Raw genomic sequence first — 20,376 nt, forward strand, 5'->3', positions numbered from 1 at the left:
ACTACAGGTTGATGGGCAAATTCGGTCGTTCCGGAGTTCTTGGGCCCCGGCTGGTCGGGCGGTTGGACGGCCGTTTCAGGCCGCGAGTAACACCTCCAGGTCCTTGACCATGGCGATGAATTCGGCGCGCTGCCGCCGCCAGGCATCGGCATCGCCGCCCAGCTCCAGCATCTGTGTCATGCGCGGGATAAAGTCCGGCGGCAGGTATTCGAGCTCCGCCGCCATGGGCAGGTTCCAGCCGTCGCCGGGGTAATAGACGCGGTTGAAGGCGAAGACGACCTGCAGGATCGCATTGGCGAGCTTACCGCTGAGCCCGACGAGAAAGACGAGATCCCGCCGCTCCACCTTGCTTTGGTAATGGTAGTCCTGCGCCCAATAGGCGAGGATTTCCCGATATTGCCGAAGCACTGCCTGCCGCAGCGCTTCGGGATAGGAGACCAACTGCATCTTCCATCCCGCCAGCACGCCGTCGGGATCGGCAACGATCTGCTGGCTCGCGAGATCGGTCGGCAGGTGGTAGCCCCAGATGGTCCACTCAAAGCTCTTTTCGACCGGCGCTCCGTCGATCCAGGCCGCGAGATCGCGATGCACGCCCGCATAGGAGCGCATCCAGACCCCATCCATGCGAAAGCCCTTTTCTTCCCAATGGCGCATGGTTTCTTCAAACCGGCGCCACTGCGGCGTGCTTTCGATGTCCGGCCCGCGATAGGCATCGGCATAGACGCGGAAGTCATAGTCCGACTGCGAGTCTGCCCGACCCTTGCCGCGCGATCCGGCAAGGGCGACTGCGCCCCTGCCGTTCTCGGCCAGGTCCGCAATAAGCGGCGCCATTGCTGCGATGAGCTCGGCTTCCTGGTTCATGGTGCTAACCGGTCTTCTGGTCTGAACCCCACTCAATCCTTGAGGAACAGTTCGACGACAGGCGAAACCACGTCCGGCTTCAGCACCGGCAGTTCCAGGGTAAGAATGCCGTCGCCAACCGCGACACCGATATTGGAGTCGACTTCGGCATCGGGATCGAGCCAATGGATCTCGCTCGCATCATGCAGGAACTGCGCATACTTCACCTTGCGCCCCAGCCCTTCGATGTGGACGTGGCGGAACGGCCAGTTCTGCAGATGCAGATAGAGGCGATTGCCCTTCTGGGTGAACTTGGTGCCGTTCGGCGCCTTGAACTCCGAAGGACCGGCGCCGTAGATCGAACGCGAATTGACGTCCATCCACTCGCCATAGGTCGCGAGTGCCTTGTTGGCGCGCGCGTCGAACGTGCCTCGGGCCGTCGGTCCGACATTCATAAGAAGGTTGCCGCCGAGCGCCACGGTATCGACGAGGATATTGATGAGCTGCCCCGCATCCTTCCAGGTCCCCTCGTCGCGGTGATAACCCCACGAACCGGACAGCGTGTGGCAGACTTCCCAGCGCACCGGCTGACCATTGATGGTCGGCGCGACGCGCGGCGTATACTGCTCCGGCGTTGCCAGGTCTTTGGGGAAATTCCCGTCGGTCGGCAGATCGAGACGGTCGCCAACGATGATATTGGGCTGCAGCTTGCGCACCAGACCGATCAGCTCTTCGCTTTCCCAGTCATTGCGCCCCTTGCCCGGCATGCCGCGATGTTCACGGTTGGGATAGGAGAAGTCGAACCAGATCACCGAGATCTCACCGAACCCGGTCAGCAGTTCCGTCACCTGGTTGCGCATGTATTCGGCATATTGCCGGACATCGCGCGTCTTGTTCATCTCAAGCGCATCGGCATGGTTGCGCAGCGGATGAATGCCGTCGATCGGGAACTGCGGGTGGTGCCAGTCGATCAGCGAGTAGTAGAAGCCGACCTTGAGCCCCTCCGCCCGGAACGCTTCGACATAAGCCTTCAGCAGGTCCTTGCCATAGGGCGTGTTGGTCGCCTTGTAGTCGGTGAACTTGCTGTCCCAAAGGCAGAAGCCTTCATGATGCTTGGCGGTCAGCACCACATACTTCATCCCCGCCTCGCGCGCCCGCCGCGCCCATTCCTTGGGATCGTAGAGGTCGGGATCAAAATTCTCGAAATATTTCCGATAGTTCTCGGGAGAAATCTCCTCCCGGTGCTGCACCCATTCATGGCGGGCGGCGAGCGCATAGAGCCCGAAGTGAATGAACATGCCAAAGCGGTCTTGGGGGAACCAGGCCTTGCCGTCCACCAAGCCTGCACTGCCGCTGATTGTATGAGCGCTATCCAATTTTTCCTCCTTACCGACTTTATCGAACCGGTTCGATCATCATCCTTGATTCATGCAGCCTTGATGTCAACCCCTGCCGACAGAGGCCTGCAAAAGTAATATTTTCGTTGCGCAAAACACAGCAAATGCTAGGTATCGCGAGAGAAATGTTAATGAGGAGCGTGCCTCAGCCCGGTGTGCGAGGCATAGAAACGGTTCGAAAAGAGACCGATGGCAACGATCAGAGATGTCGCCAAAATCGCGGAAGTGTCTGTTTCGACAGTCTCTTTGGCCTTCAGCAGCCCGGGGCGCGTCAGCCCCCGCACGCTTGAAAGAATCCGCAGCGCCGCGGCCGCGGTCGGCTATGTCGCGGACCCATTGGCCCAGAGTCTAGCCCGCGGCCGCAGCCGCATGATCGGCTTCGTCGTCGGCAATGTCGGCAACCCCTTCTTCGGCGACATCCGTCGCGAACTCGAAAACTACGCGCTCGAACACGAGCACTTCGTCCTCATCACCGACTCCTCGGGCAAGACCGACAGGGAACGCGACCTCATCGAGCACCTGATCGGCCTCAAGATCGCCGGCCTCGCCCTCGCCCCCTCAAGCTTCGGCCCCGACTATGTGAAATTCGTGGAGTCGATCAAAGTCCCTATGGTCTGTTTCGACCAGAAGGTCGCCGGCATCGAGCGCGACTTCGTCGGCTCCGACAACTTCCTCGCCGGCGCGATGTTGACCGAACATCTCCTGCAACTCGGCCACCGTCGCATCGCCTTCATCGCTGGCCCGCAGCATATGAATACGGCTTCTGAGCGCTATCGCGGTTTCGTCGAAACCATGGCCAGTGCCGGCGTCGAAGTGAACCCCAACTATGTCGTCGACGGCCAGTTCACCCGCTCGGCCGGCTATGAAGCCGCCATGCGTCTCCTAATCCAACCAGAACGCCCAACTGCCATTCTCGGTGCTAACAATGCGGTAGCATTAGCGGCACTCCAGGCCATGCAGGAGTTAGGCTTTTCGTGCCCCGATGACATCTCGTTGGCCATGATCGACAATGTCCAATGGAGCAGTGTCATAACCCCGCGCATCACCATGGTGGTGCAGGACACGCTCCAGCTCGGCAACATCATCGCCCGCCGCCTGCTACACCGCATCACCGACCCGGACGCCAGCAACGAACCCGCGCAAGACTTTGTTCTTGCTCCGAAATTCGTCCCCGGAAACTCCTGCCGCCGGATCTAGCTCATTGCGTCGATGGCCTGGCGCTGCCTGAGCATTTCCAGGAAAATCCGATAATCCCGATCAAACTGCCCCCGCGCCGCCGCATTGGGCGCCCGCGACGTCCCACCCTGCTGCATGGCAAGGCAAGCCTGATCCAGGCTCGAATAAATCCCCGCCGCATTCGCCGCTACCATGGCCATCCCCAATAGGGTCGCATCCGGCGTCAAAGGCTCCACCACCGTGCAACCGGTAGCGTCGGCGTAAAGCTCCATCAACAAAGGGTTTTTCGTGTGTCCGCCGGTGATGTGGAGCGTGTCGATCGCATAGCCGCGCGTGTTCAGCGTCTCCAGAATATGCCGAACACCGAGCGCAATCGAAACGCAGGTCCGCCAATAGAGACGGCATAACGAGTCAAAATCACTGTCGAGCGTCAGGCCTGAAATCACGCCGAGCGCAAACGGATCACCCAGCGGCGAACGATTGCCATGAAAATCTGGCAGTACATGCAAGCGGTTAGCGAGCGACAGACCTTCGACCTCGCGCAATTCCATGACCCGACGACAGATCGCCAGATGCCGCTCGCGCGTCGGCTCGCCCCCTGCCCCGTGCCAGCGGATGATATGATCGAGCAGCGCTCCCGTCGCCGATTGACCACCCTCATTGAGCCAGACGCCCGGCAGAACGGCCCCGAAATACGGCCCCCAAACGCCGGTCGTCGGACGATCTTCCGCCGATAAAGCCATGACACAGCTCGATGTTCCGGCGATCAGCGCCAGATGGCGGTCGATGGTGTCAACGTCAGGCGCGAAGGCGCCAAGCACGCCTAGTGCACCGGCATGGGCGTCGATGAGACCAGCGCCGACGTGGCAATTCGTGGTGAGGCCAAGCTGGGTGGCGGCGACTTCGGTCAGCGGGCCGAGATCGTCGCCAACCGGGCTAGCCACTTCTGGAAGTGCAGCCTTTTCAATGAGATCGTCGAGGCCAACCAGCTGCAGAAAATCCTGCTGCCAGCCGGGACTGCGATGACCGAGATAGGTCCATTTACAGGTCAGGGTCGATTGCGAACGGGCCAGCGAGCCGGTGGCCTTCCAGGACAAAAAGTCAGCAAGATCAAACATCTGGCCGGCGCGGGCCCAGCTTTTGGGCAGGTTGCGCTTGAGCCACATGAGCTTGGGCACTTCCATTTCCGGAGACATGACGCCGCCGGCATAGTGGAGCACTTCGTGACCGGTGCGGGTGCATTCATCGGCCTCTTCAAGGGCCCGGTGATCGAGCCAAACTATTGTATCCCAACGATCTTCTCCGTCTTTTGAGACGGTGACCGGAGCGCCCTTGATATCGCGGACGACAAGGGAACAGGTGGCGTCGAAACCGATGCCGGCGACATCGGCCGGGTCGGCCTTGGCTTCGGCCATGGCGGCGCGGACGGCGAGGCAGACGGAAACCCAAATATCCTCGCTGTCATGCTCGGCAAAATTGGCGTCGGTGCGCCGCATGAGGATCGGATTTTCGTGGCGGCCCAATAGTTTGCCATCACGCGTGAATACGCCAGCCCGGGCACTGCCGGTTCCTACGTCCACTCCCACCAGGAGGTTTTGCGACACGCCGCCCTCTCTTCTCGGTCCCGGCGGGACCTTAGCGGAAGGCGTGGCGATGAGCTAGGGGCCACGCCCGAGCTGTCTGGCTAAAGTCGATCAGCCAGATAGGCTTCGAGCGTGGCCTCCGTCCCCTGCGTCCACAGAAAATTCAAGGACTTAGTAAAGGCGGCGATGAAACTGGGGGCCTTGGCGAGGTCGCCGTAAATGTCTGCCATTTCGAGCCAGGCGGCCGGATTTTCCTTGGCTTTCTTCGATTGGGCCGTGAGGCGATCCCAGTTCGGATCGTTCGGTTCGATCACCGCGCCGCTGTCGGTCGTGCCATAGCAATAGCGGCACCAAAGGGCGCTCACGAGTGCCAGTCCGGTTAGCAGACTGTTAGCATTGACCCTGTCCATGGCCGAGGGAATGATAAACTTCGGTTGACGATTTGAGCCATCGAGGCAGAGGCGCCGGATCGTGTCGCCGATCTTGGGATTTGCGAAGCGCTTTTCGCAGAGCGCGAGATAGTCGTTGAGGTCCGTATCGGGCACCGGCGGCACGACCGGAATGATCTCTTCGGTCTCAACCTTCTTGAGGAAGGCGGCGACCAGTGGGTTCTCCATCGCCTCATGGACGAAGTGGATATCCATGAGCCCGGCCGGATAAGCGATGGTCGCATGGCCGCCATTGAGGATGCGGATCTTCATATGTTCATAGGGCGCGACGTCGGGAACGAATTGGACACCGACCTTTTCCAGCGCCGGACGACCGGCAGGAAAATTGTCTTCGAGCACCCACTGCTTGAAGTTTTCGCAAAAGACCGGCCAGGCGTCGTCGATACCGAAATTGTCGGCGAGGAGTTTCTTCTCGCGATCGGAGGTCGCGGGGGTGATGCGGTCGACCATGCCGTTCGGGAAAGCGACCGAAGATTTCACCCAGGCGGCGAGCGCGGAGTCGATCAGGGCGGCGAGGCCGGCGACGGCGTTTTCGGTGACGTGACCATTGCCGGGGATATTGTCGCAGCTCATGACGGTGAAGGGCTGCAGGCCGGCGTTTTTCCGCGCAACGAGACCGGCGAGGATCAGGCCAAAGGCGGTTTTGGGCGTGTCGAAATGCGCGGCGTCATAGGCGATGTCGGGATGTTTCGGATCGAATTTTTGGCTCGCCGGATCGATGTAGTAGCCGCCCTCGGTGATCGTCAGCGAGACGATACGGATGGCTGGGTCGGCGAGTTTGGCGATGACGGCAGCGCTGTCGCCGGGTTTGAGATAGTCGATCATCACACCCGTGACGTGTGCTGAACTGCTGTCGGCTTCCTGCTCGACGACGGTGGTCAGCCAATCCTGGCCCATGAGCTTTTGGCGCATGGCTTCGTCGGTCTCGCGCACACCTGCGCCGATAAGGGCCCAGTCGCGGCCCTCCCCTAGATTAAAGAGCGCGTCGAGATAGACTGCCTGATGGGCACGATGAAAATTGCCCACGCCGAAATGGACGATGCCGGGAGTGAGATCGGCGCGGCGATAATGCGGGACCGCGGCGGATTTGATGGCGTCGAGATTGGCGGCGGAGAGCTTGGTGGTCATGGCACTTGTGTCTTTCAGATCGCCTTCCCGGCGGCGTCGAACTTATAGATGCGGGTCGGATCAGGCGTAAGCCAGACGACGTCGCCGTGCTTGAAAGTCTGATCGCCGTCGGTGCGGATGGTCATCAGGCCCAAGCCATCGGTCTGGACGTGGAGGAAGGTGTCGGAGCCGAGCTGTTCGGCGACGCCGACCGTGCCCTTCCAGGCGCCTTCGGTGGTCGAAAGCTTGAAGTGCTCGGGGCGCACGCCGATGGAATGGGCACCATGCTTGGTCGCTTCAGGGCCATCGACAAAGTTCATCTTGGGCGAGCCAATGAAACCGGCGACGAAGCGGTTGGCGGGCTTCTTGTAGAGATCGAGCGGGGAGCCGAACTGTTCGACATTGCCGGCATTGAGCACCACGATGCGGTCGGCCATGGTCATGGCCTCGACCTGGTCGTGGGTCACGTAGATCATCGTGGTCTTGAGCTGCTGGTGCAGTTCGGTGATTTCGAGGCGCATGTTGACGCGGAGGGCCGCGTCGAGGTTCGACAGGGGTTCGTCGAAAAGGAACGCCTTGGGCTCGCGCACGATGGCGCGGCCGATGGCGACGCGCTGGCGCTGGCCGCCGGAAAGGGCGCGCGGGCGGCGATCGAGATACGACGCAAGGTTCAGGGTGCGCGCAGCGTAGTCGACTTTCTTGTCGATTTCGGCTTGCGGCATCTTCGCCATCTTCAGCGGGAAGGCGATGTTGTCCCTGACGGTCATGTGCGGATAGAGCGCATAGGACTGAAAGACCATGGCGAGGCCACGCCGGGCGGGCGGGGCGTCGGTGACGTCCTGACCATCGAGCTTGATCGTGCCGGAGGTGGTGTCTTCGAGGCCGGCGATCAGGCGCAGCAAGGTGGATTTGCCGCAGCCCGAGGGACCGACGAAGACGACGAATTCGCCATCCTTGATGTCGAGCGAAATGTCCGGAATGACCTGGACTTCGCCGAAGGACTTGTTGACGTGTTCGAGGGTGATAGAGCCCATTTTTCAGTCCTTATTTCACTGCGCCAAACGTCAGGCCGCGGACGAGCTGTTTCTGGCTGAACCAGCCGAGCAGCAGGATCGGGGCGATGGCGAGGAGCGAGGCAGCGGAGAGTTTTGCGAGGAACAGGCCCTGCGGCGACGAGAAGGATGAGATGAAAGCGGTCAAGGTGCCGGCGCGGCCCGAGGTCAGCGTGATCGTCCAGAAGGCTTCGTTCCAGGCGAGGATCACATTGAGCAGCAGGGTCGATGCAATGCCAGGCACGGCCATGGGCACGAGCACGTGGGTGATCTCGTTCCAGAGTTCAGCGCCGTCCATGCGGGCCGCTTCGAGAATGTCGACCGGGATTTCCTTGAAATAGGTGTAGAGCATCCAGACGATGATCGGCAGGTTGATCAGGGTCATGATCAGCGTCAGGCCATGAACCGTGTCGAGCAGCCTGAGATCGCGGAAGATCAGGTAGATCGGGATCAACACACCCACCGCTGGCATCATCTTGGTGGACAGCATCCACATCAGGATGTCCTTGGTGCGCTTCGATGGCGCGAAGGCCATGGACCAGGCAGCCGGGATGGCGATGATCAGGCCTAGAATGGTCGAGCCGAAGGACACGATGATCGAATTGATCGCGTGCTTGAAATAGTCCGACCGATCCTGCACCGCCCCAAAGTTTTCGAGCGTAAAATTCTGCGGGAAGAAGGTCGGCTGCGAGGCGATTGCTTCCGCCTCGGTCTTGAAGGCGGTGAGTACTGTCCAGAGGATCGGCGAGAACAGCAGGAGGGCCACCGCCCAGGCGAGGACGGTGAAGCCGACTTTGGTGGAGGTGGAGACGCGGCGGGCCATGGTGTTCTCCTTACGCGTCGAGGTTCTTGCCGACGGCGCGCATCAGGAAGATGGCGACGATATTGGCGATGATGACGGCCACCACGCCACCCGCGGAACCGGCGCCGATGTCGTTCGACAGGATACCGGTGCGGAAAACGAGGAAGGCGATATTGGTCGAGGCATAGCCAGGGCCGCCGCCAGTGGTGACGCGGATTTCGGCAAAGATGCCCAAAAGGAAGATCGTCTGGATCAGGATGACGATGGTGATCGCCCGCGCCATATGCGGCATGATGATGTAGCGGAAGCGATTGACCGCATTGGCGCCATCCATTTCGGCCGCTTCGCGCTGCTCTTCCGAGAGCGACTGCAGGGCCGTGAGCAGGATCAGGGTCGCGAATGGCAGCCACTGCCAGGCGACGATGACGATGACCGAAAACAGCGGATATTGGTTAAACCAGTCGACCGGCTGCAGGCCGAAGAATTTCCAGAGGTGTCCGAGCATACCGTAGCCCGGATGCATGAAGCCGTTCTTCCAGATCAGCGCCGCGACGGGCGGCATGACGAAGAAGGGGGAGATGACGAGGATACGCAAAATCCCCTGCCCCCAGATCGGCTGATCGAGCAGCAGGGCGAGGAACGTGCCGCCGACAATGGTGATCAGCAGAACGCCACCGACGAGGATGAGCGTATTGATCAGCGACTGGGTGAAACTCGGGTCGCCGATGACATAGACATAATTGGCCCAGCCGGCGAAGCCCGTCATCATTGGATTGATGAGGCTATAGTTCTGGAACGAGAACCACAGGGTCATGACCAGTGGCACGATCATCCAGATGAAGAGCACGATAACGGCAGGCGCCATCATGGTGCGCGCCAGGGCGCGGGTTTGTTTGGTGGCCATTGTTTTGTGACTTCCTCCCGGCGTGGCCAAAGCCACGGTCTCGTCGTGACCGAAGCCACGGTGTCATTCCCGCGAACGCGCGAACCCCTGTTTTCTCCGCGCCGGAACGGAGGTTCCCGCTTTCGCGGGAATGACCCGGTGATTTGATTTGGCTTTTGGGCAGGCAAGGCTTTTTGGAAAAACCCGCCCGGCCGATAGAGGGGTTCAATCGGTCGGGCGGCAGTCCTCGGGAGGTTTATTTGATGTAACCTGCGCGGGTCATATCGCGCGTCGTCGCTTCCTGGGCCTGCGCCAGGGCGTCGTCGGCCGACATTTGGCCGGCAAGCGCCGCGGAGAAGAGCTGGCCGACATTGGTACCGATACCGGCAAACTCGGGAATGGCCACGAACTGCACGCCGACATAGGGCACCGGCTTGACCGTCGGATGGGTCGGGTCAGCGGAGTCGATCGAGGCCAGGGTCATCGCGGCGAAGGGTGCGGCGGCCTGGTAGTCCGGGTTTTCATAGAGCGAGGTACGGGTGCCCGGAGGCACGTTGGCCCAGCCTTCCTTTTCGGCAACAAGGGCCAGATAGTCCTTGCTGGTCGCCCAGTTGATGAACTGCTCGGCAGCATCGGCATTCTGCGACGACGCCGGAATGGCGAGCGACCAGGCCCAGAGCCAGTTGCCGCGCTTGCCAAGGCCATTGTCCGGCGCCTGGGCAAAGCCGACCTTGTCAGCGACAGTCGAGTCATTGGGGTTGGTCACGAAGGATGCGGCGACGGTAGCGTCGATCCACATGCCGCACTTACCCTGCTGGAAGAGGGTCAGGTTTTCGTTGAAACCGTTGGACGATGCACCGGCCGGGCCGGCATCAGCCATCAGGGAAAGATAGGTGTCGAGGGTCGACTTCCATTCCGGCTGATCGAACTGCGGCTTCCAGCTTTCATCAAACCAGCGGGCGCCGAACGAGTTGGACATGGCCGTCAGGAAGGCCATGTTTTCGCCCCAGCCGGCCTTGCCGCGGAGGCAGATGCCGTTGATGTCATTGGCTCGATCGGTCATGGCGCGGGCGGCTTCGCCGATGAATTCCCAGGTCGGGGCATCGGGCATGGTCAGGCCAGCTTTTTCCATCAGGTCCTTGCGGTACATGATGAAGGAGCTCTCGCCATAGAACGGGGCAGCATAGAGCTTGCCATCGACCGAGAGGCCACCGCGGATGGCGGGCAGCAGATCGTCGACGTCATATTCGGCATCGGCAGAGAGTGCATCGAGCGGCTTGAGCCAATTCTGCTTGGCCCAGATCGGCGCTTCATAGGTGCCGATGGTCATGATGTCGTACTGGCCGCCATTGGTGGCGATGTCGGTGGTGACGTTCTGGCGCAGCGTATTTTCTTCCAGCACGACCCAGTTGAGCTGGATGCCGGTCTCTTCGGTGAAGGCTGAAGACAGGCCCTGCATGCGGATCATGTCGCCATTGTTCACGGTGGCGATGGTCAGCGTCTGTGCCGAAGCCGAGCCAACGAGGGCAAGCGTCATCGCGCCCACGAAAAGGGGTGTCAGTTTCATTGAAGTCCTCCCAAGACGAAGCGAGTTTTTGCTCCTGTCGTGGGCAAATGTTCACTGGCCGAGCAAATATGTCAATAGGGGTCGCGCGGCGAACTGCTGCCGCACGTACCTCACAACCCCGGAATATCAGGAAAATCAGGGCTGACAGCGCTTAGGCAAAACGCGCTTCAAATGGGCGAATGCCCGGAACTAAGCCAGCAGCGACTCGGCGGTGCGCTCGTCGGTAATGACGCCATTGACGAGGCGCCGATTGAGCGCAGCGCGGATGGCCGGCGCTTTTTGGCGGCCCATGGCGAGGCCCACGACGAGACTGGCTTCGCGCGAAGGAATGGGGGCCGAGGCGACGCGATCGTTGATCAGCCCCTCGATGAGCCGCCCTTCCGCATCAAAACACCAGCCACAGATTTCCCCTACCGCCCCAGCTTTCTGCAGCATCTTGTGGTCGGCTTCGGAGATGAAGTTGTCGAGCAGCAACGGCGCCTTGGGGCCGAGATCGCCGATACCCACAAAGGTGACATTGGCCTCGGCGGCGAGAGCTACCGTCGCCTTGATCATTGGCTGCCGGTGCAGCATTTCACGCTCGGCCGCCGAGGAGGCGATAACCGGCAGGGGCATGGGAAAGCTGCGGGCTTTCACCGTATCCGCGACGTTGAAAATGACGTTGTAGAAGGCAGCCGAACCATCTGGCGCGATATTGCCGGTGAGCGACACGACTTTGTGCTGTGGGCATTCCATGGGTTGGATCTGCTCGATCGCCGCTTTCAGCGTGCGGCCGGTACCGATAGCCATGGTGATCGGCTCGGGGCGCACCAGCCAGCGCTCGATCTCGGTGGCACCGGCCTCGGCAACCCCGATCGTGGTGGAATCGCTTGCAGGATCAGAGGGAACCACCTCCACCAGATCGAGTGCAAAGCGCGATTTGAGGCGCGCGCCGAGATCCATGCAGCGGCCGATAGGGTGGTCGAGGCGGACCTTGATCAGCCCCTCGCTGACCGAGAGCGAGACGAGCCGCTGCGCCGACTGGCGCGAAATGCCCATCTTGGCGGCGATCTCTTCCTGCGTATTGCCCGCGACATAATAGAGCCAGCCGGCGCGGGCGGCATCGTCAAGCCGGTTCGCAGTGTTCTCTTGTCGCAGGGCCATGTGTCGTCACCTTTTGCCTCTAGCGATATGGCCAAGGAGGGCAAGGCCGCAAGCGCGATCGATGGAAAAAGCCCGGAATGATCATTCGCGCAGGATGATGATGCCGAGCACGACAAGCCACACGGCCCAGAGCGTATAGGCGGCGGCGTTGATGATACCGGCCAGAGCAAACCCAAAAGGCTCCGCCATGCCGGCGAGCACGCCGAGGGCGAGAACCATACCGATCCCAGCGACCAGGCGATGCGAATGCCAGAGCGCAGCGGCGACCGAAATGGTCCAGAGCGCGGTGAAGAGATAGCCAAAATGCTCGCCGATGCCGGCCCCGGCATAAAGATGGAAAGCATCGAAGACGGCTTGCGTAACCGCCGGATCAGCAGAGCTTTGCGCCAGGCTCGGCACCAGGATAACCCAGCGCAACAGCCCCAGCCCCTGCACGAGCCCGGCCAGAATGCCGAAGGTCGCGGCAAAGGCGGCCGCCGCCCGGTTGCGTTCCCAGAGCCACAGGCCGCTCAGCACGCCGACCGGAATAAAGGCCAGGGCGGAGAGCATGAAGACATACCACAGAGCAAGCAGCCCTGTTCCGCCGGCGCTGAAGCCGGCAAGAATCTCGTTTGCCGGCTGGCGTAGGATGCCGGGGTAATCGAAGGTCATTTGCAGGGCCGTGAAGGCGGCCATGAACATCAAGGGAACCGCGATCATCGCGAGCCCGGTAAAACGCTGAAGCGTGGTCATTTCGGTTATGTCCTGAGATAGGGTTTGAGCACACGCCGGAAAAGCGTAATGCCTTGATCGAGCTTTTGTTTGGTCACGTCGTCATTGCCCGCTTCCACGAAGGGCAGCCAGTAATCGCCGATGAGCCACAAGAGGCTCGCAAGCTCTTCGGCATCCTCGCCCGACGCTGGCGGATGGATCAGCCCCGCCTCGGCGAAATAGGCGAGAAGCTGCCGAAAATTGGCAAAGCCGGCAGCACGGGTTTCGGCATAGGCGCGGCGAAAGATCTCGTCGCGATGCAGGAGCGTCGGCAGGTCGCGGTAGATGAAGCGATATTCCCAAAGGGCGGCGAAATTGCCGGCAAGCATGCGTTCGATATCGCTGAGATCAGGCGCCCTGCCCTCTGGCAGCGCATAGACTTCCGCCCAGCGGCCGACGAGCCGGCCGAAGAGGTCGCGGACGATCTCTTCGCGATCGTGAAAGTGATAATAAAGATTGCCGGGACTGCGACCAGCAGCCTCGGCGATCTGATTGGTGGTGACATCTGCGCTGCCCCGTTCGTTGAAGAGCGCCAGGGCCACATCGAGCAATTGCTCGCGCGTTCCCTGTCGACCCGTTTTCCGCGGTTTCTCAGCCATAGCGACACCGTTTAGAGTATTTACTCCAGAGCAAATAGAACGCGCGATATCTGGCGTCAAGCGATATTTGGAGTAATTGCTCTAATTTGGATTTTGAGGCTGACGGATGAGCCTCCGTGCCCGATGGAGCGAATTTTCATGCACGCGGTCACTAAGGCACAAACAGTCGCCCCAGAGGCGGAAATGCACCACAAAGCGCAAATTGAACACGTGTGCATTGCCTTTTCCCGCAATGCAGCGCACTTTATCTGATTATGAGTCGATACCGTTCCGGGAACCTTCATGGCGAATACCGCGCCCATTAGTTCCGCTCTGTGCCACCAGGTCGCCGCTTTGCCGTGGCGGCGGGAGGCTGATGGCTCGCTTTCGGTATTGCTCATCACTTCGCGTACCAATGGCAAATGGATGCTGCCCAAGGGCTGGCCGATGAAAGGCCTCAGCGAGGCCGACGCGGCCCGCCAGGAGGCCTTGGAAGAGGCCGGTGTCGAAGGCAATGTCGATACGCAGGCCATCGGGTCCTACCGCTATTCCAAGCTTTTCAGCGACGGATCGAGCACGCCTGGCCAAGCCGTGATCTTCCCGCTGGAAGTGACGCGCGAGCGCAAAGGCTGGAAAGAAAAGGACCAGCGCCAGCGTCGCTGGATGTCACCGGACGAAGCCGCAGCAGCCGCCCACGAACCCGACCTCTCGCGCTTCCTCGCCAACCTGGCGGCAGGCCGCGTGACGCTGGTTCATGCGGACCACCCACGGGCAATCGCGCTTTAGCAGTCCGCCTGGGACTTCAGCCTAGCGAGATACTCTCCGGCCAAACTCGAAAAGAGCCTCGCCCCGTCACCTTATTGGCCCGGACTTCTCGCGAGTTTTGAGCCGAGCAGTTCGCCCTGCTCGCTCAGGATTGAATAGGCGACCCCGCACAGAAGCGAATTGATGTGACGGAGCGAGCGCACCGTCTGCAGGTGCAGCTCGCTGGTCTCAAAACTGTTTGGATCGCCTTTGCGCAGGCGCGCAAAATGCTGGTTCATGCTGGAGCGCTCCAGAACACCTATGGCGTCCTTTTCGGCGACGAGCTGACGCGCGGATTCGATGTCCTCGGAGACGAGGACATTGAGCGCGAGCTGCAAATTGCCCAAAACCCTGACATGCAGATCCTGCAATTCCTCCCAGCCTTGCGGCGAAAAGGTGAGATGACGCTCGGAGAGCTGATCGGCGACCCGCAGCAATTGTCGCGCGATGATATCGCCGGCCTGTTCGAGGCCAATGGCGAAGGTACTGAGGTCGGACGCTCGGCTCACCTGGCCCTCATCCATCTTGTCCCAGTCGAGCTGGGAAAGGAAAAGCTTGATCGAGGCATTGGCGCGGTCGACTTCGGGCTCCAGTGCCTTGACCCGGCGGATGGCTGTCTTGTCGCCGCCCCTCAGGATTTCCATCGCCGGCTGCAGCATCACCTCCACCATTTCGCTCATACGCAGCAGTTCGCGCGTGGCGCTGGCAAGAGCCGCGTCGACATTGCCATGGCTGGCCGTGGCGAGAGCTGGCCGCCGCAGACGGGCGAGGTCTGCTGTCTCGTCGGCAGCACTTTCGCCGACAAAGCGCTCGAGGAGGCGCGAGGCTGGACCGACCAGCGGCAATCCCAGGATCATGACGGCAAAGTTGAAGACGGAGTGAAAAAGGCTTGCCTGCTGGCCGACATTGCCCGGCAGGCCCAGAGTATGGACCTGCAGGATCTCGATAACGACCAGACAGACGATGGCCGCGCCACCGCGGAACAGCAGCGCTCCGAGCGCTATGCGCCGGGCTCGCACATCGGCGCCACGGGTCATGCCGAAGGCAATCAGCGTGCCGCCCAGATTTGCGCCGAGCACAAGGGCAGCGGCCACTTCGAAGGGGATGACCCCGGCCGTACCGAAGGTGATGATAACGAGGACGCTGGCGACGGAGGAATAGGAGAGCCAGGTGATGATGGCCGCAACGAAAAAGCCGGTCCAGGGGTCGCCGCGCAGATAGTCGATGGCCATGGCCAGTACTTCGCTGTCGCGCCAGGGCGCGGTCGCCTCGGAGACCATTTCAAGTGAAAGCAGCACGAAGGCGACGCCAAGGATCATGCGGCCGAGCTGTTTCATCTGCCGATCATTGGCTCTTAGGAACAGCGTGCCGCCCAAAATGATCAGCGGCGCGGTGAGCAGCGTCAGATCGAAAGAGAGAACGCTGGCAACGAGGGCAGAACCGAAATAGGCGCCGAGCATCAGCGCCAGGCCCGTGCTACCCGCGAGAAGTCCACCCGAGGCGAAGCTGGAAGCGAGCGCGGCCACTGCCGTCGAACTTTGCAGCGCCACGGCCATGCCGGTGCCGACCGTCGCGGCGGACAGTGCGCTGCGCTCGGCATGGGCCAGGGTGCGCTTGAGCTGGGCGGAATAGGCCCGCTCCACCGCCGTTCGCACCATGCGCACGGCCCAAAGCAGGAGGACGATGGCCGCCATCAGATGGACGATGATGAAGTACATCAGGCCTCCCCTACCCGTGCGCTGTTTCGAGTCGCCATCATGTTCACATGAACAGTTGAGGCGCAACAGCTCGATGCAATCGGGTGCAAAATCCCGCAGTCGAAAAATTTATCCATAGCCAATGATATCAGGCAATTTGGACCGGTTTGCGATGCACCCTTGATCATTTGCGTCATCCAAAATGTTCATTTGAACATTTTTCTGTTGCAAACGCGCATTCCGCTGCTACCAATTCAGGCAGCACGAGGCGGGGAGGCCTCGGCCAAAACATAAAGGGAGTGAGAATGTTCAAGAACGTTTTGTTCCTGTCTGCGGGCCTGGCTGCCGTTCTTTCGGCCGCCCCGGTCGCTGCACAGACCGAGATTGCCTGGTGGCATGCCATGGACGCCGAGCTCGGCAAGAAGCTCGAGGAAATCGCCAACGGCTTCAATGCCAGCCAAACCGAATTCAAGGTCATCCCGACCTATAAAGGCAGCTATCCCGAAACCCTGACCGCCGCCATCGCCGCCTTCCGCGCGAATGAACAGCCGGCCATCGTGCAGGTTTTCGAAGTGGGCACCGGCACCATGATGGCCGCCAAGGGCGCTGTCTATCCGGTCTATCAGCTCATGGCCGACAATGGCGAACCGTGGGATCCGTCAGGCTTCCTCGCTCCCGTGACGGGCTATTATTCGGATACCGACGGCAACATCCTGTCCATGCCGTTCAATTCCTCGACGCCCATCATGTATTACAACAAGGATGTCTTCGAAAAAGCCGGTCTCGACCGTGAAACAGCGCCCAAGACCTGGGCCGAGGTCGAAGAATTCTCGAAAAAGATCGTTGAGTCAGGCGCCGCGCCCTGCGGCTTCACCACCGGCTGGGTGAGCTGGATCCAGCTCGAAAATCTCTCGGCCATCCACGACCAGCCCTATGGCACGCTCGAAAACGGCTTCGGCGGTCTCGGCACCGAGTTCACCTTCAATGGCGAGGTACAGACCAAGCACTGGGAGAACCTGAAGAAATGGGCCGATGAAGGCCTCTTCGAATATGGCGGCCCGGTTGGTGGCGCCGACGCTCCGCCGAAATTCTATTCGCAGGAATGCGCCATCTACATGAACTCCTCGGCCTCGCGCGCCGGCGTGATCAACAATGCCAAGGATTTTGAGGTCGGCTTCGCACCCCTGCCCTACTATGACGACGTGACCACCGATCCGAAGAACTCGATCATCGGCGGCGCGACGCTCTGGGCCCTCAATGGCAAGGATCCGGAAGTCTATAAAGGCGTAGCTCAGTTCTTCACCTACCTCTCGAGCCCGGAAATCCAGGCCGGATGGCACCAGTTCACCGGCTACCTGCCGGTCACCAATGCTGCCTACGAACTGGGCAAAGAACAGGGCTATTATGATGCCAATCCAGGTTCGGATGTCGCCATCAACCAGATCACCCGCGGCACGCCGACGGCCAATTCCAAGGGCGTTCGCTTCGGCAATCTGACCCAGATCCGCACCGTGGTCGATGAAGAGTTCGAAGCCCTGCTTGCCGGCAGCAAGTCGGCCAAGGAAGCGCTGGATGCTGCTGTCGAACGCGGCAACCAGATCCTGCGCGACTTCGAAGCCGCCAATAGCTGATCCTCCCCGGATCGCCCCGGCCGGACAGGCTGGGGCGGTCCAACCGGCATAGTGACATTCGGCCTCTGGGGGAGTTCGGCCCATGCAAACCAAGCGCACCATTTTTCCAAACAAGCTGCTGCCTTATCTGCTGCTGGCCCCGCAGCTTGCCGTGACGCTGATCTTTTTCATCTGGCCTGCCGTTCAGGCGGTCAAATCGTCCTTCGAGCGCGAAGACCCCTTTGGGTTCAAGACGACCTTCATCTGGTTCGACAACTACAAGCGGCTTTTCGCCGACCCCACCTATCTCAATTCCGTCGGCAAGACGGCGGTGTTCGCCGTGTCGGTAACACTCCTGGCCATGAGCGTCTCGCTGCTGCTGGCCGTTTCGGTCAACCGGGTGCTGCGCACCAACCGGGTCTATACGACGCTGCTGGTCTGGCCCTATGCCGTCGCGCCTGTCGTCGTAGGCATTCTCTGGTGGTTCATGTTCAACCCCTCGATCGGCATTGCGCCCTATCTGCTGCGCGGCCTCGGGATCAACTGGAACCACCGGATCGATGGCAGCCATGCCATGCTGCTCGTGATCATCGCGGCGAGCTGGAAGCAGATTTCCTATAATTTCCTGTTCTTCGTGGCCGGCCTGCAATCGGTGCCGCAATCGCTCACCGAAGCGGCAGCGATCGATGGCGCGGGGCCCTTCAAGCGGTTCTGGACCATCGTCTTCCCGCTGCTCTCGCCCACGACCTTCTTCCTGCTCATCGTCAACATCAATTACGCCATGTTCGACACTTTTGGCATCATCGACGCCACCACGTCAGGCGGCCCGGCCCAGGCTACCAATATCCTCGTCTACAAGGTCTATGCCGACGGGTTCCTGGGATTGAACATCGGCTCATCGGCCGCCCAATCGGTCGTGCTGATGCTGATTGTCATCGCCCTCACCGCCATCCAGTTCCGCTATATCGAGCGGCGCGTGCAGTATTAGGAGCGCGCAAAATGGTTGAAAATCGCCCCCTTCTCAGCTTCCTCACCCATCTGGTGCTGATCGTCGGCGTCGTCATCGTCGTATTTCCGGTCTATCTCGCCTTCGTAGCCTCGACCCATGGCAATGGCGACTTCCTGAGCGGCCTCGTGCCGCTGCTGCCCGGACCCAATCTGATCGAAAACTATCGCCTGATGCTCACCGAAGGCATCTCCACGGCCGGCGCCCCCCCGCTCTGGATCATGCTGGGGAACTCACTTGTCATCGCCATCATCATCGCCGTGGGCAAGATCGCCATCTCGCTGCTCTCGGCCTATGCGATCGTCTTCTTCAAATTCCCGTTCCGGTTGCTCGCCTTCTGGATCATCTTCATCACCCTGATGCTGCCGGTAGAGGTGCGCATCATCCCCACGTTCAAGGTGGTGGCGGATCTGGGCCTGCTCAATTCCTATGTCGGCCTCACCCTGCCGCTGATCGCTTCGGCGACGGCAACCTTTCTCTTCCGCCAGTTCTTCCTGACCATTCCGGACGAACTGATGGAGGCGGCGCGCGTCGATGGGGCCGGGCCGCTCAAATTCTTCCGCGATATCTTGCTGCCACTCTCGCGCACCAATATCGCGGCGCTCTTCGTCATCCTCTTCATCTATGGATGGGTGCAATATCTCTGGCCGCTGCTCGTCACCACCGACAGCCGCTATTACACCGTCGTCATGGGCATCAAGCGCCTGGCCGCCACGGCCGATGGCGAGCCGCAATGGCACCTGGTGATGGCTGCCGTGATGCTGGCCATGCTGCCCCCCGTCCTCGTCGTCATCTTCATGCAGCGCCTGTTCGTCAAAGGCCTCGTGGAAACGGAGAAATAAGCCATGGCCACGATCAACCTGGTTGACCTCAAGAAGAACTATGGCCCCGTTCCGGCCGTCAAAGGCATCAATCTCTCGGTCAAGGACGGCGAACTCATCGTACTCGTCGGCCCCTCCGGCTGCGGAAAATCGACGCTGCTTCGCATGGTGGCGGGACTTGAATCGGTCACCTCCGGCCGCATCGAGATTGCCGGGCGAGATGTCGTAAAGGCGGAGCCCGCCGAGCGCGACATCGCCATGGTATTCCAGAACTATGCGCTCTATCCCCATATGACGGTGCGGCAAAACCTCGAATATGGCCTGAAAAACCGCGGTACGCCGCGCGAAGAGATCGACCGGCGCGTCAAGGAAGCGGCTGATATTCTGGAGATCGGCCCCATGCTGGACCGAAAGCCGCGCCAGCTCTCGGGCGGCCAGCGTCAGCGTGTCGCCATGGGCCGCGCCATCGTGCGCGAACCGGCGGCTTTCCTCTTCGACGAGCCGCTCAGCAATCTCGACGCCAAGCTGCGCGTGCAAATGCGGGTAGAAATCCGCAAGCTGCAAAGACGGCTCAAGACCACCAGCCTCTATGTGACCCATGACCAGCTCGAAGCCATGACCCTCGCCGATCGACTGGTGGTGATGAATGGCGGCCTGGTGGAGCAATTGGGCACCCCGACCGAGGTCTATGATCGGCCGGCCACACTGTTCGTCGCCGGCTTCATCGGCTCTCCGCCGATGAACCTGCTTTCGTTGGAGAGCATTGCCGGTGCATCGGGCTTTGACGGCTTGAACCTGCCTGCAGGCACCGATGTCGTCGGCATCCGCCCCGATCAGCTCACACTGGAGCAGCCAACCGGGCCAAGTCTGGCGCTCGCAGCCACCGTGGAACTGCTGGAGCCGATCGGCGGAGAAAGCCATCTCCACGTCCGACTGAACACTTCGAACCAGGCCGTCATCCTCAGTGTCCCAGGCCGACCCGACATAGCCGAAGGCGCCGCAGTGACGATCCACGCCCGACCGGCGGACCTCCATCCCTTCAACCGTGAAAGCGGCCGTCGCACCGACACCGCTGTCGCAAATCCGTAACACAACCGACTTAGTGGCTTGC

The 20,376-nt window shown here is 60.8% G+C and carries 18 protein-coding genes; 6 read left to right on the forward strand and 12 right to left on the reverse strand.

Going from position 1 to position 20,376, the window contains the following annotated elements:
- Window positions 1-75 precede the first annotated feature (75 nt).
- Both J7557_RS19940 and J7557_RS19945 read right to left on the reverse strand, forming a co-directional pair.
- The gene (locus tag J7557_RS19940; RefSeq protein ID WP_291421940.1) at window positions 76-861 is read right to left on the reverse strand and encodes a DUF4037 domain-containing protein; all 786 of its coding nucleotides are present in this window, start codon (window positions 859-861) and stop codon (window positions 76-78) included.
- Window positions 862-893: 32 nt separating this feature from the next.
- Window positions 894-2,216, reverse strand: coding sequence for an alpha-L-fucosidase (locus J7557_RS19945; protein WP_291421942.1), 1,323 nt, complete (start codon window positions 2,214-2,216; stop codon window positions 894-896).
- A gap of 210 nt (window positions 2,217-2,426) precedes the next feature.
- Between J7557_RS19945 and J7557_RS19950 the strand changes: the two genes are divergently transcribed.
- Window positions 2,427-3,434: a LacI family DNA-binding transcriptional regulator gene (locus J7557_RS19950; RefSeq protein WP_291421944.1), complete on the forward strand. Its 1,008-nt coding sequence runs from the start codon at window positions 2,427-2,429 to the stop codon at window positions 3,432-3,434.
- Here J7557_RS19950 and J7557_RS19955 read toward each other — a convergent pair.
- The 9 genes from J7557_RS19955 to J7557_RS19995 all read right to left on the reverse strand — a co-directional run bounded on the left by J7557_RS19955 (window position 3,431) and on the right by J7557_RS19995 (window position 13,348).
- Window positions 3,431-5,017 (reverse strand): FGGY-family carbohydrate kinase, encoded by a 1,587-nt coding sequence (locus tag J7557_RS19955; protein WP_291421945.1) that lies wholly within the window; start codon window positions 5,015-5,017, stop codon window positions 3,431-3,433. The two genes, J7557_RS19950 and J7557_RS19955, sit on opposite strands and share 4 nt — an antisense overlap.
- 80 nt (window positions 5,018-5,097) lie before the next feature.
- Window positions 5,098-6,573 (reverse strand): mannitol dehydrogenase family protein, encoded by a 1,476-nt coding sequence (locus J7557_RS19960; protein WP_291421946.1) that lies wholly within the window; start codon window positions 6,571-6,573, stop codon window positions 5,098-5,100.
- A gap of 14 nt (window positions 6,574-6,587) precedes the next feature.
- The gene (locus tag J7557_RS19965) at window positions 6,588-7,586 is read right to left on the reverse strand and encodes an ABC transporter ATP-binding protein (protein WP_291421947.1); all 999 of its coding nucleotides are present in this window, start codon (window positions 7,584-7,586) and stop codon (window positions 6,588-6,590) included.
- Window positions 7,587-7,596: 10 nt separating this feature from the next.
- Window positions 7,597-8,427, reverse strand: a complete 831-nt coding sequence (locus tag J7557_RS19970; protein ID WP_291421949.1) for a carbohydrate ABC transporter permease — start codon at window positions 8,425-8,427, stop codon at window positions 7,597-7,599.
- A gap of 10 nt (window positions 8,428-8,437) precedes the next feature.
- Complete coding sequence (locus J7557_RS19975) at window positions 8,438-9,310, reverse strand: carbohydrate ABC transporter permease (RefSeq protein WP_291412504.1); 873 nt, start codon at window positions 9,308-9,310, stop codon at window positions 8,438-8,440.
- 235 nt (window positions 9,311-9,545) lie between these two features.
- Window positions 9,546-10,856: a sugar ABC transporter substrate-binding protein gene (locus J7557_RS19980; protein WP_291421951.1), complete on the reverse strand. Its 1,311-nt coding sequence runs from the start codon at window positions 10,854-10,856 to the stop codon at window positions 9,546-9,548.
- 189 nt (window positions 10,857-11,045) lie between these two features.
- The gene (locus J7557_RS19985) at window positions 11,046-11,999 is read right to left on the reverse strand and encodes a sugar-binding transcriptional regulator (RefSeq protein WP_291421952.1); all 954 of its coding nucleotides are present in this window, start codon (window positions 11,997-11,999) and stop codon (window positions 11,046-11,048) included.
- A gap of 81 nt (window positions 12,000-12,080) precedes the next feature.
- Window positions 12,081-12,731 (reverse strand): DUF4386 domain-containing protein, encoded by a 651-nt coding sequence (locus tag J7557_RS19990; protein ID WP_291421954.1) that lies wholly within the window; start codon window positions 12,729-12,731, stop codon window positions 12,081-12,083.
- Between the two features lie 5 nt (window positions 12,732-12,736).
- Window positions 12,737-13,348, reverse strand: a complete 612-nt coding sequence (locus tag J7557_RS19995) for a TetR/AcrR family transcriptional regulator (RefSeq protein WP_291421956.1) — start codon at window positions 13,346-13,348, stop codon at window positions 12,737-12,739.
- A 282-nt stretch (window positions 13,349-13,630) separates the two neighbouring features.
- Here J7557_RS19995 and J7557_RS20000 point away from each other — a divergent pair, with 282 nt between their 5' ends.
- Entirely contained in the window at window positions 13,631-14,113 is a 483-nt protein-coding gene (locus J7557_RS20000; protein WP_291421958.1) for an NUDIX hydrolase, read from the forward strand.
- 71 nt (window positions 14,114-14,184) lie between these two features.
- Here J7557_RS20000 and J7557_RS20005 read toward each other — a convergent pair whose 3' ends face one another.
- Complete coding sequence (locus J7557_RS20005) at window positions 14,185-15,849, reverse strand: Na/Pi cotransporter family protein (RefSeq protein WP_291421960.1); 1,665 nt, start codon at window positions 15,847-15,849, stop codon at window positions 14,185-14,187.
- 284 nt (window positions 15,850-16,133) lie between these two features.
- Between J7557_RS20005 and ugpB the strand changes: the two genes are divergently transcribed.
- The 4 genes from ugpB to J7557_RS20025 all read left to right on the forward strand — a co-directional run bounded on the left by ugpB (window position 16,134) and on the right by J7557_RS20025 (window position 20,354).
- The gene (gene ugpB / locus J7557_RS20010; RefSeq protein WP_291421961.1) at window positions 16,134-17,459 is read left to right on the forward strand and encodes a sn-glycerol-3-phosphate ABC transporter substrate-binding protein UgpB; all 1,326 of its coding nucleotides are present in this window, start codon (window positions 16,134-16,136) and stop codon (window positions 17,457-17,459) included.
- Between the two features lie 82 nt (window positions 17,460-17,541).
- A complete protein-coding gene (gene ugpA, locus J7557_RS20015) occupies window positions 17,542-18,426 on the forward strand; it encodes a sn-glycerol-3-phosphate ABC transporter permease UgpA (protein WP_291421963.1) in 885 nt (294 codons plus the stop codon).
- Between the two features lie 11 nt (window positions 18,427-18,437).
- Complete coding sequence (ugpE, locus tag J7557_RS20020; protein ID WP_291421965.1) at window positions 18,438-19,286, forward strand: sn-glycerol-3-phosphate ABC transporter permease UgpE; 849 nt, start codon at window positions 18,438-18,440, stop codon at window positions 19,284-19,286.
- 3 nt (window positions 19,287-19,289) lie between these two features.
- Window positions 19,290-20,354 (forward strand): sn-glycerol-3-phosphate import ATP-binding protein UgpC, encoded by a 1,065-nt coding sequence (locus J7557_RS20025; RefSeq protein WP_291421967.1) that lies wholly within the window; start codon window positions 19,290-19,292, stop codon window positions 20,352-20,354.
- The last annotated feature ends 22 nt before the right edge of the window (window positions 20,355-20,376 follow it).

This window comes from Devosia sp., assembly GCF_017744655.1.
Lineage (GTDB): Bacteria > Pseudomonadota > Alphaproteobacteria > Rhizobiales > Devosiaceae > Devosia.

Coding starts and splice junctions, on each gene's coding strand:
- J7557_RS19995 (WP_291421956.1), bottom strand. CDS start 13,348: ATGGCTGAGAAACCGCGGAAAACGGGTCGACAGGGAACGCGCGAGCAA.
- J7557_RS20005 (WP_291421960.1), bottom strand. CDS start 15,849: ATGTACTTCATCATCGTCCATCTGATGGCGGCCATCGTCCTCCTGCTT.
- J7557_RS19940 (WP_291421940.1), bottom strand. CDS start 861: ATGAACCAGGAAGCCGAGCTCATCGCAGCAATGGCGCCGCTTATTGCG.
- J7557_RS20000 (WP_291421958.1), top strand. CDS start 13,631: ATGGCGAATACCGCGCCCATTAGTTCCGCTCTGTGCCACCAGGTCGCC.
- J7557_RS19980 (WP_291421951.1), bottom strand. CDS start 10,856: ATGAAACTGACACCCCTTTTCGTGGGCGCGATGACGCTTGCCCTCGTT.
- J7557_RS19970 (WP_291421949.1), bottom strand. CDS start 8,427: ATGGCCCGCCGCGTCTCCACCTCCACCAAAGTCGGCTTCACCGTCCTC.
- J7557_RS19965 (WP_291421947.1), bottom strand. CDS start 7,586: ATGGGCTCTATCACCCTCGAACACGTCAACAAGTCCTTCGGCGAAGTC.
- J7557_RS19990 (WP_291421954.1), bottom strand. CDS start 12,731: ATGACCACGCTTCAGCGTTTTACCGGGCTCGCGATGATCGCGGTTCCC.
- ugpB (WP_291421961.1), top strand. CDS start 16,134: ATGTTCAAGAACGTTTTGTTCCTGTCTGCGGGCCTGGCTGCCGTTCTT.
- J7557_RS19975 (WP_291412504.1), bottom strand. CDS start 9,310: ATGGCCACCAAACAAACCCGCGCCCTGGCGCGCACCATGATGGCGCCT.
- J7557_RS19985 (WP_291421952.1), bottom strand. CDS start 11,999: ATGGCCCTGCGACAAGAGAACACTGCGAACCGGCTTGACGATGCCGCC.
- J7557_RS20025 (WP_291421967.1), top strand. CDS start 19,290: ATGGCCACGATCAACCTGGTTGACCTCAAGAAGAACTATGGCCCCGTT.
- J7557_RS19960 (WP_291421946.1), bottom strand. CDS start 6,573: ATGACCACCAAGCTCTCCGCCGCCAATCTCGACGCCATCAAATCCGCC.
- J7557_RS19950 (WP_291421944.1), top strand. CDS start 2,427: ATGGCAACGATCAGAGATGTCGCCAAAATCGCGGAAGTGTCTGTTTCG.
- ugpA (WP_291421963.1), top strand. CDS start 17,542: ATGCAAACCAAGCGCACCATTTTTCCAAACAAGCTGCTGCCTTATCTG.
- ugpE (WP_291421965.1), top strand. CDS start 18,438: ATGGTTGAAAATCGCCCCCTTCTCAGCTTCCTCACCCATCTGGTGCTG.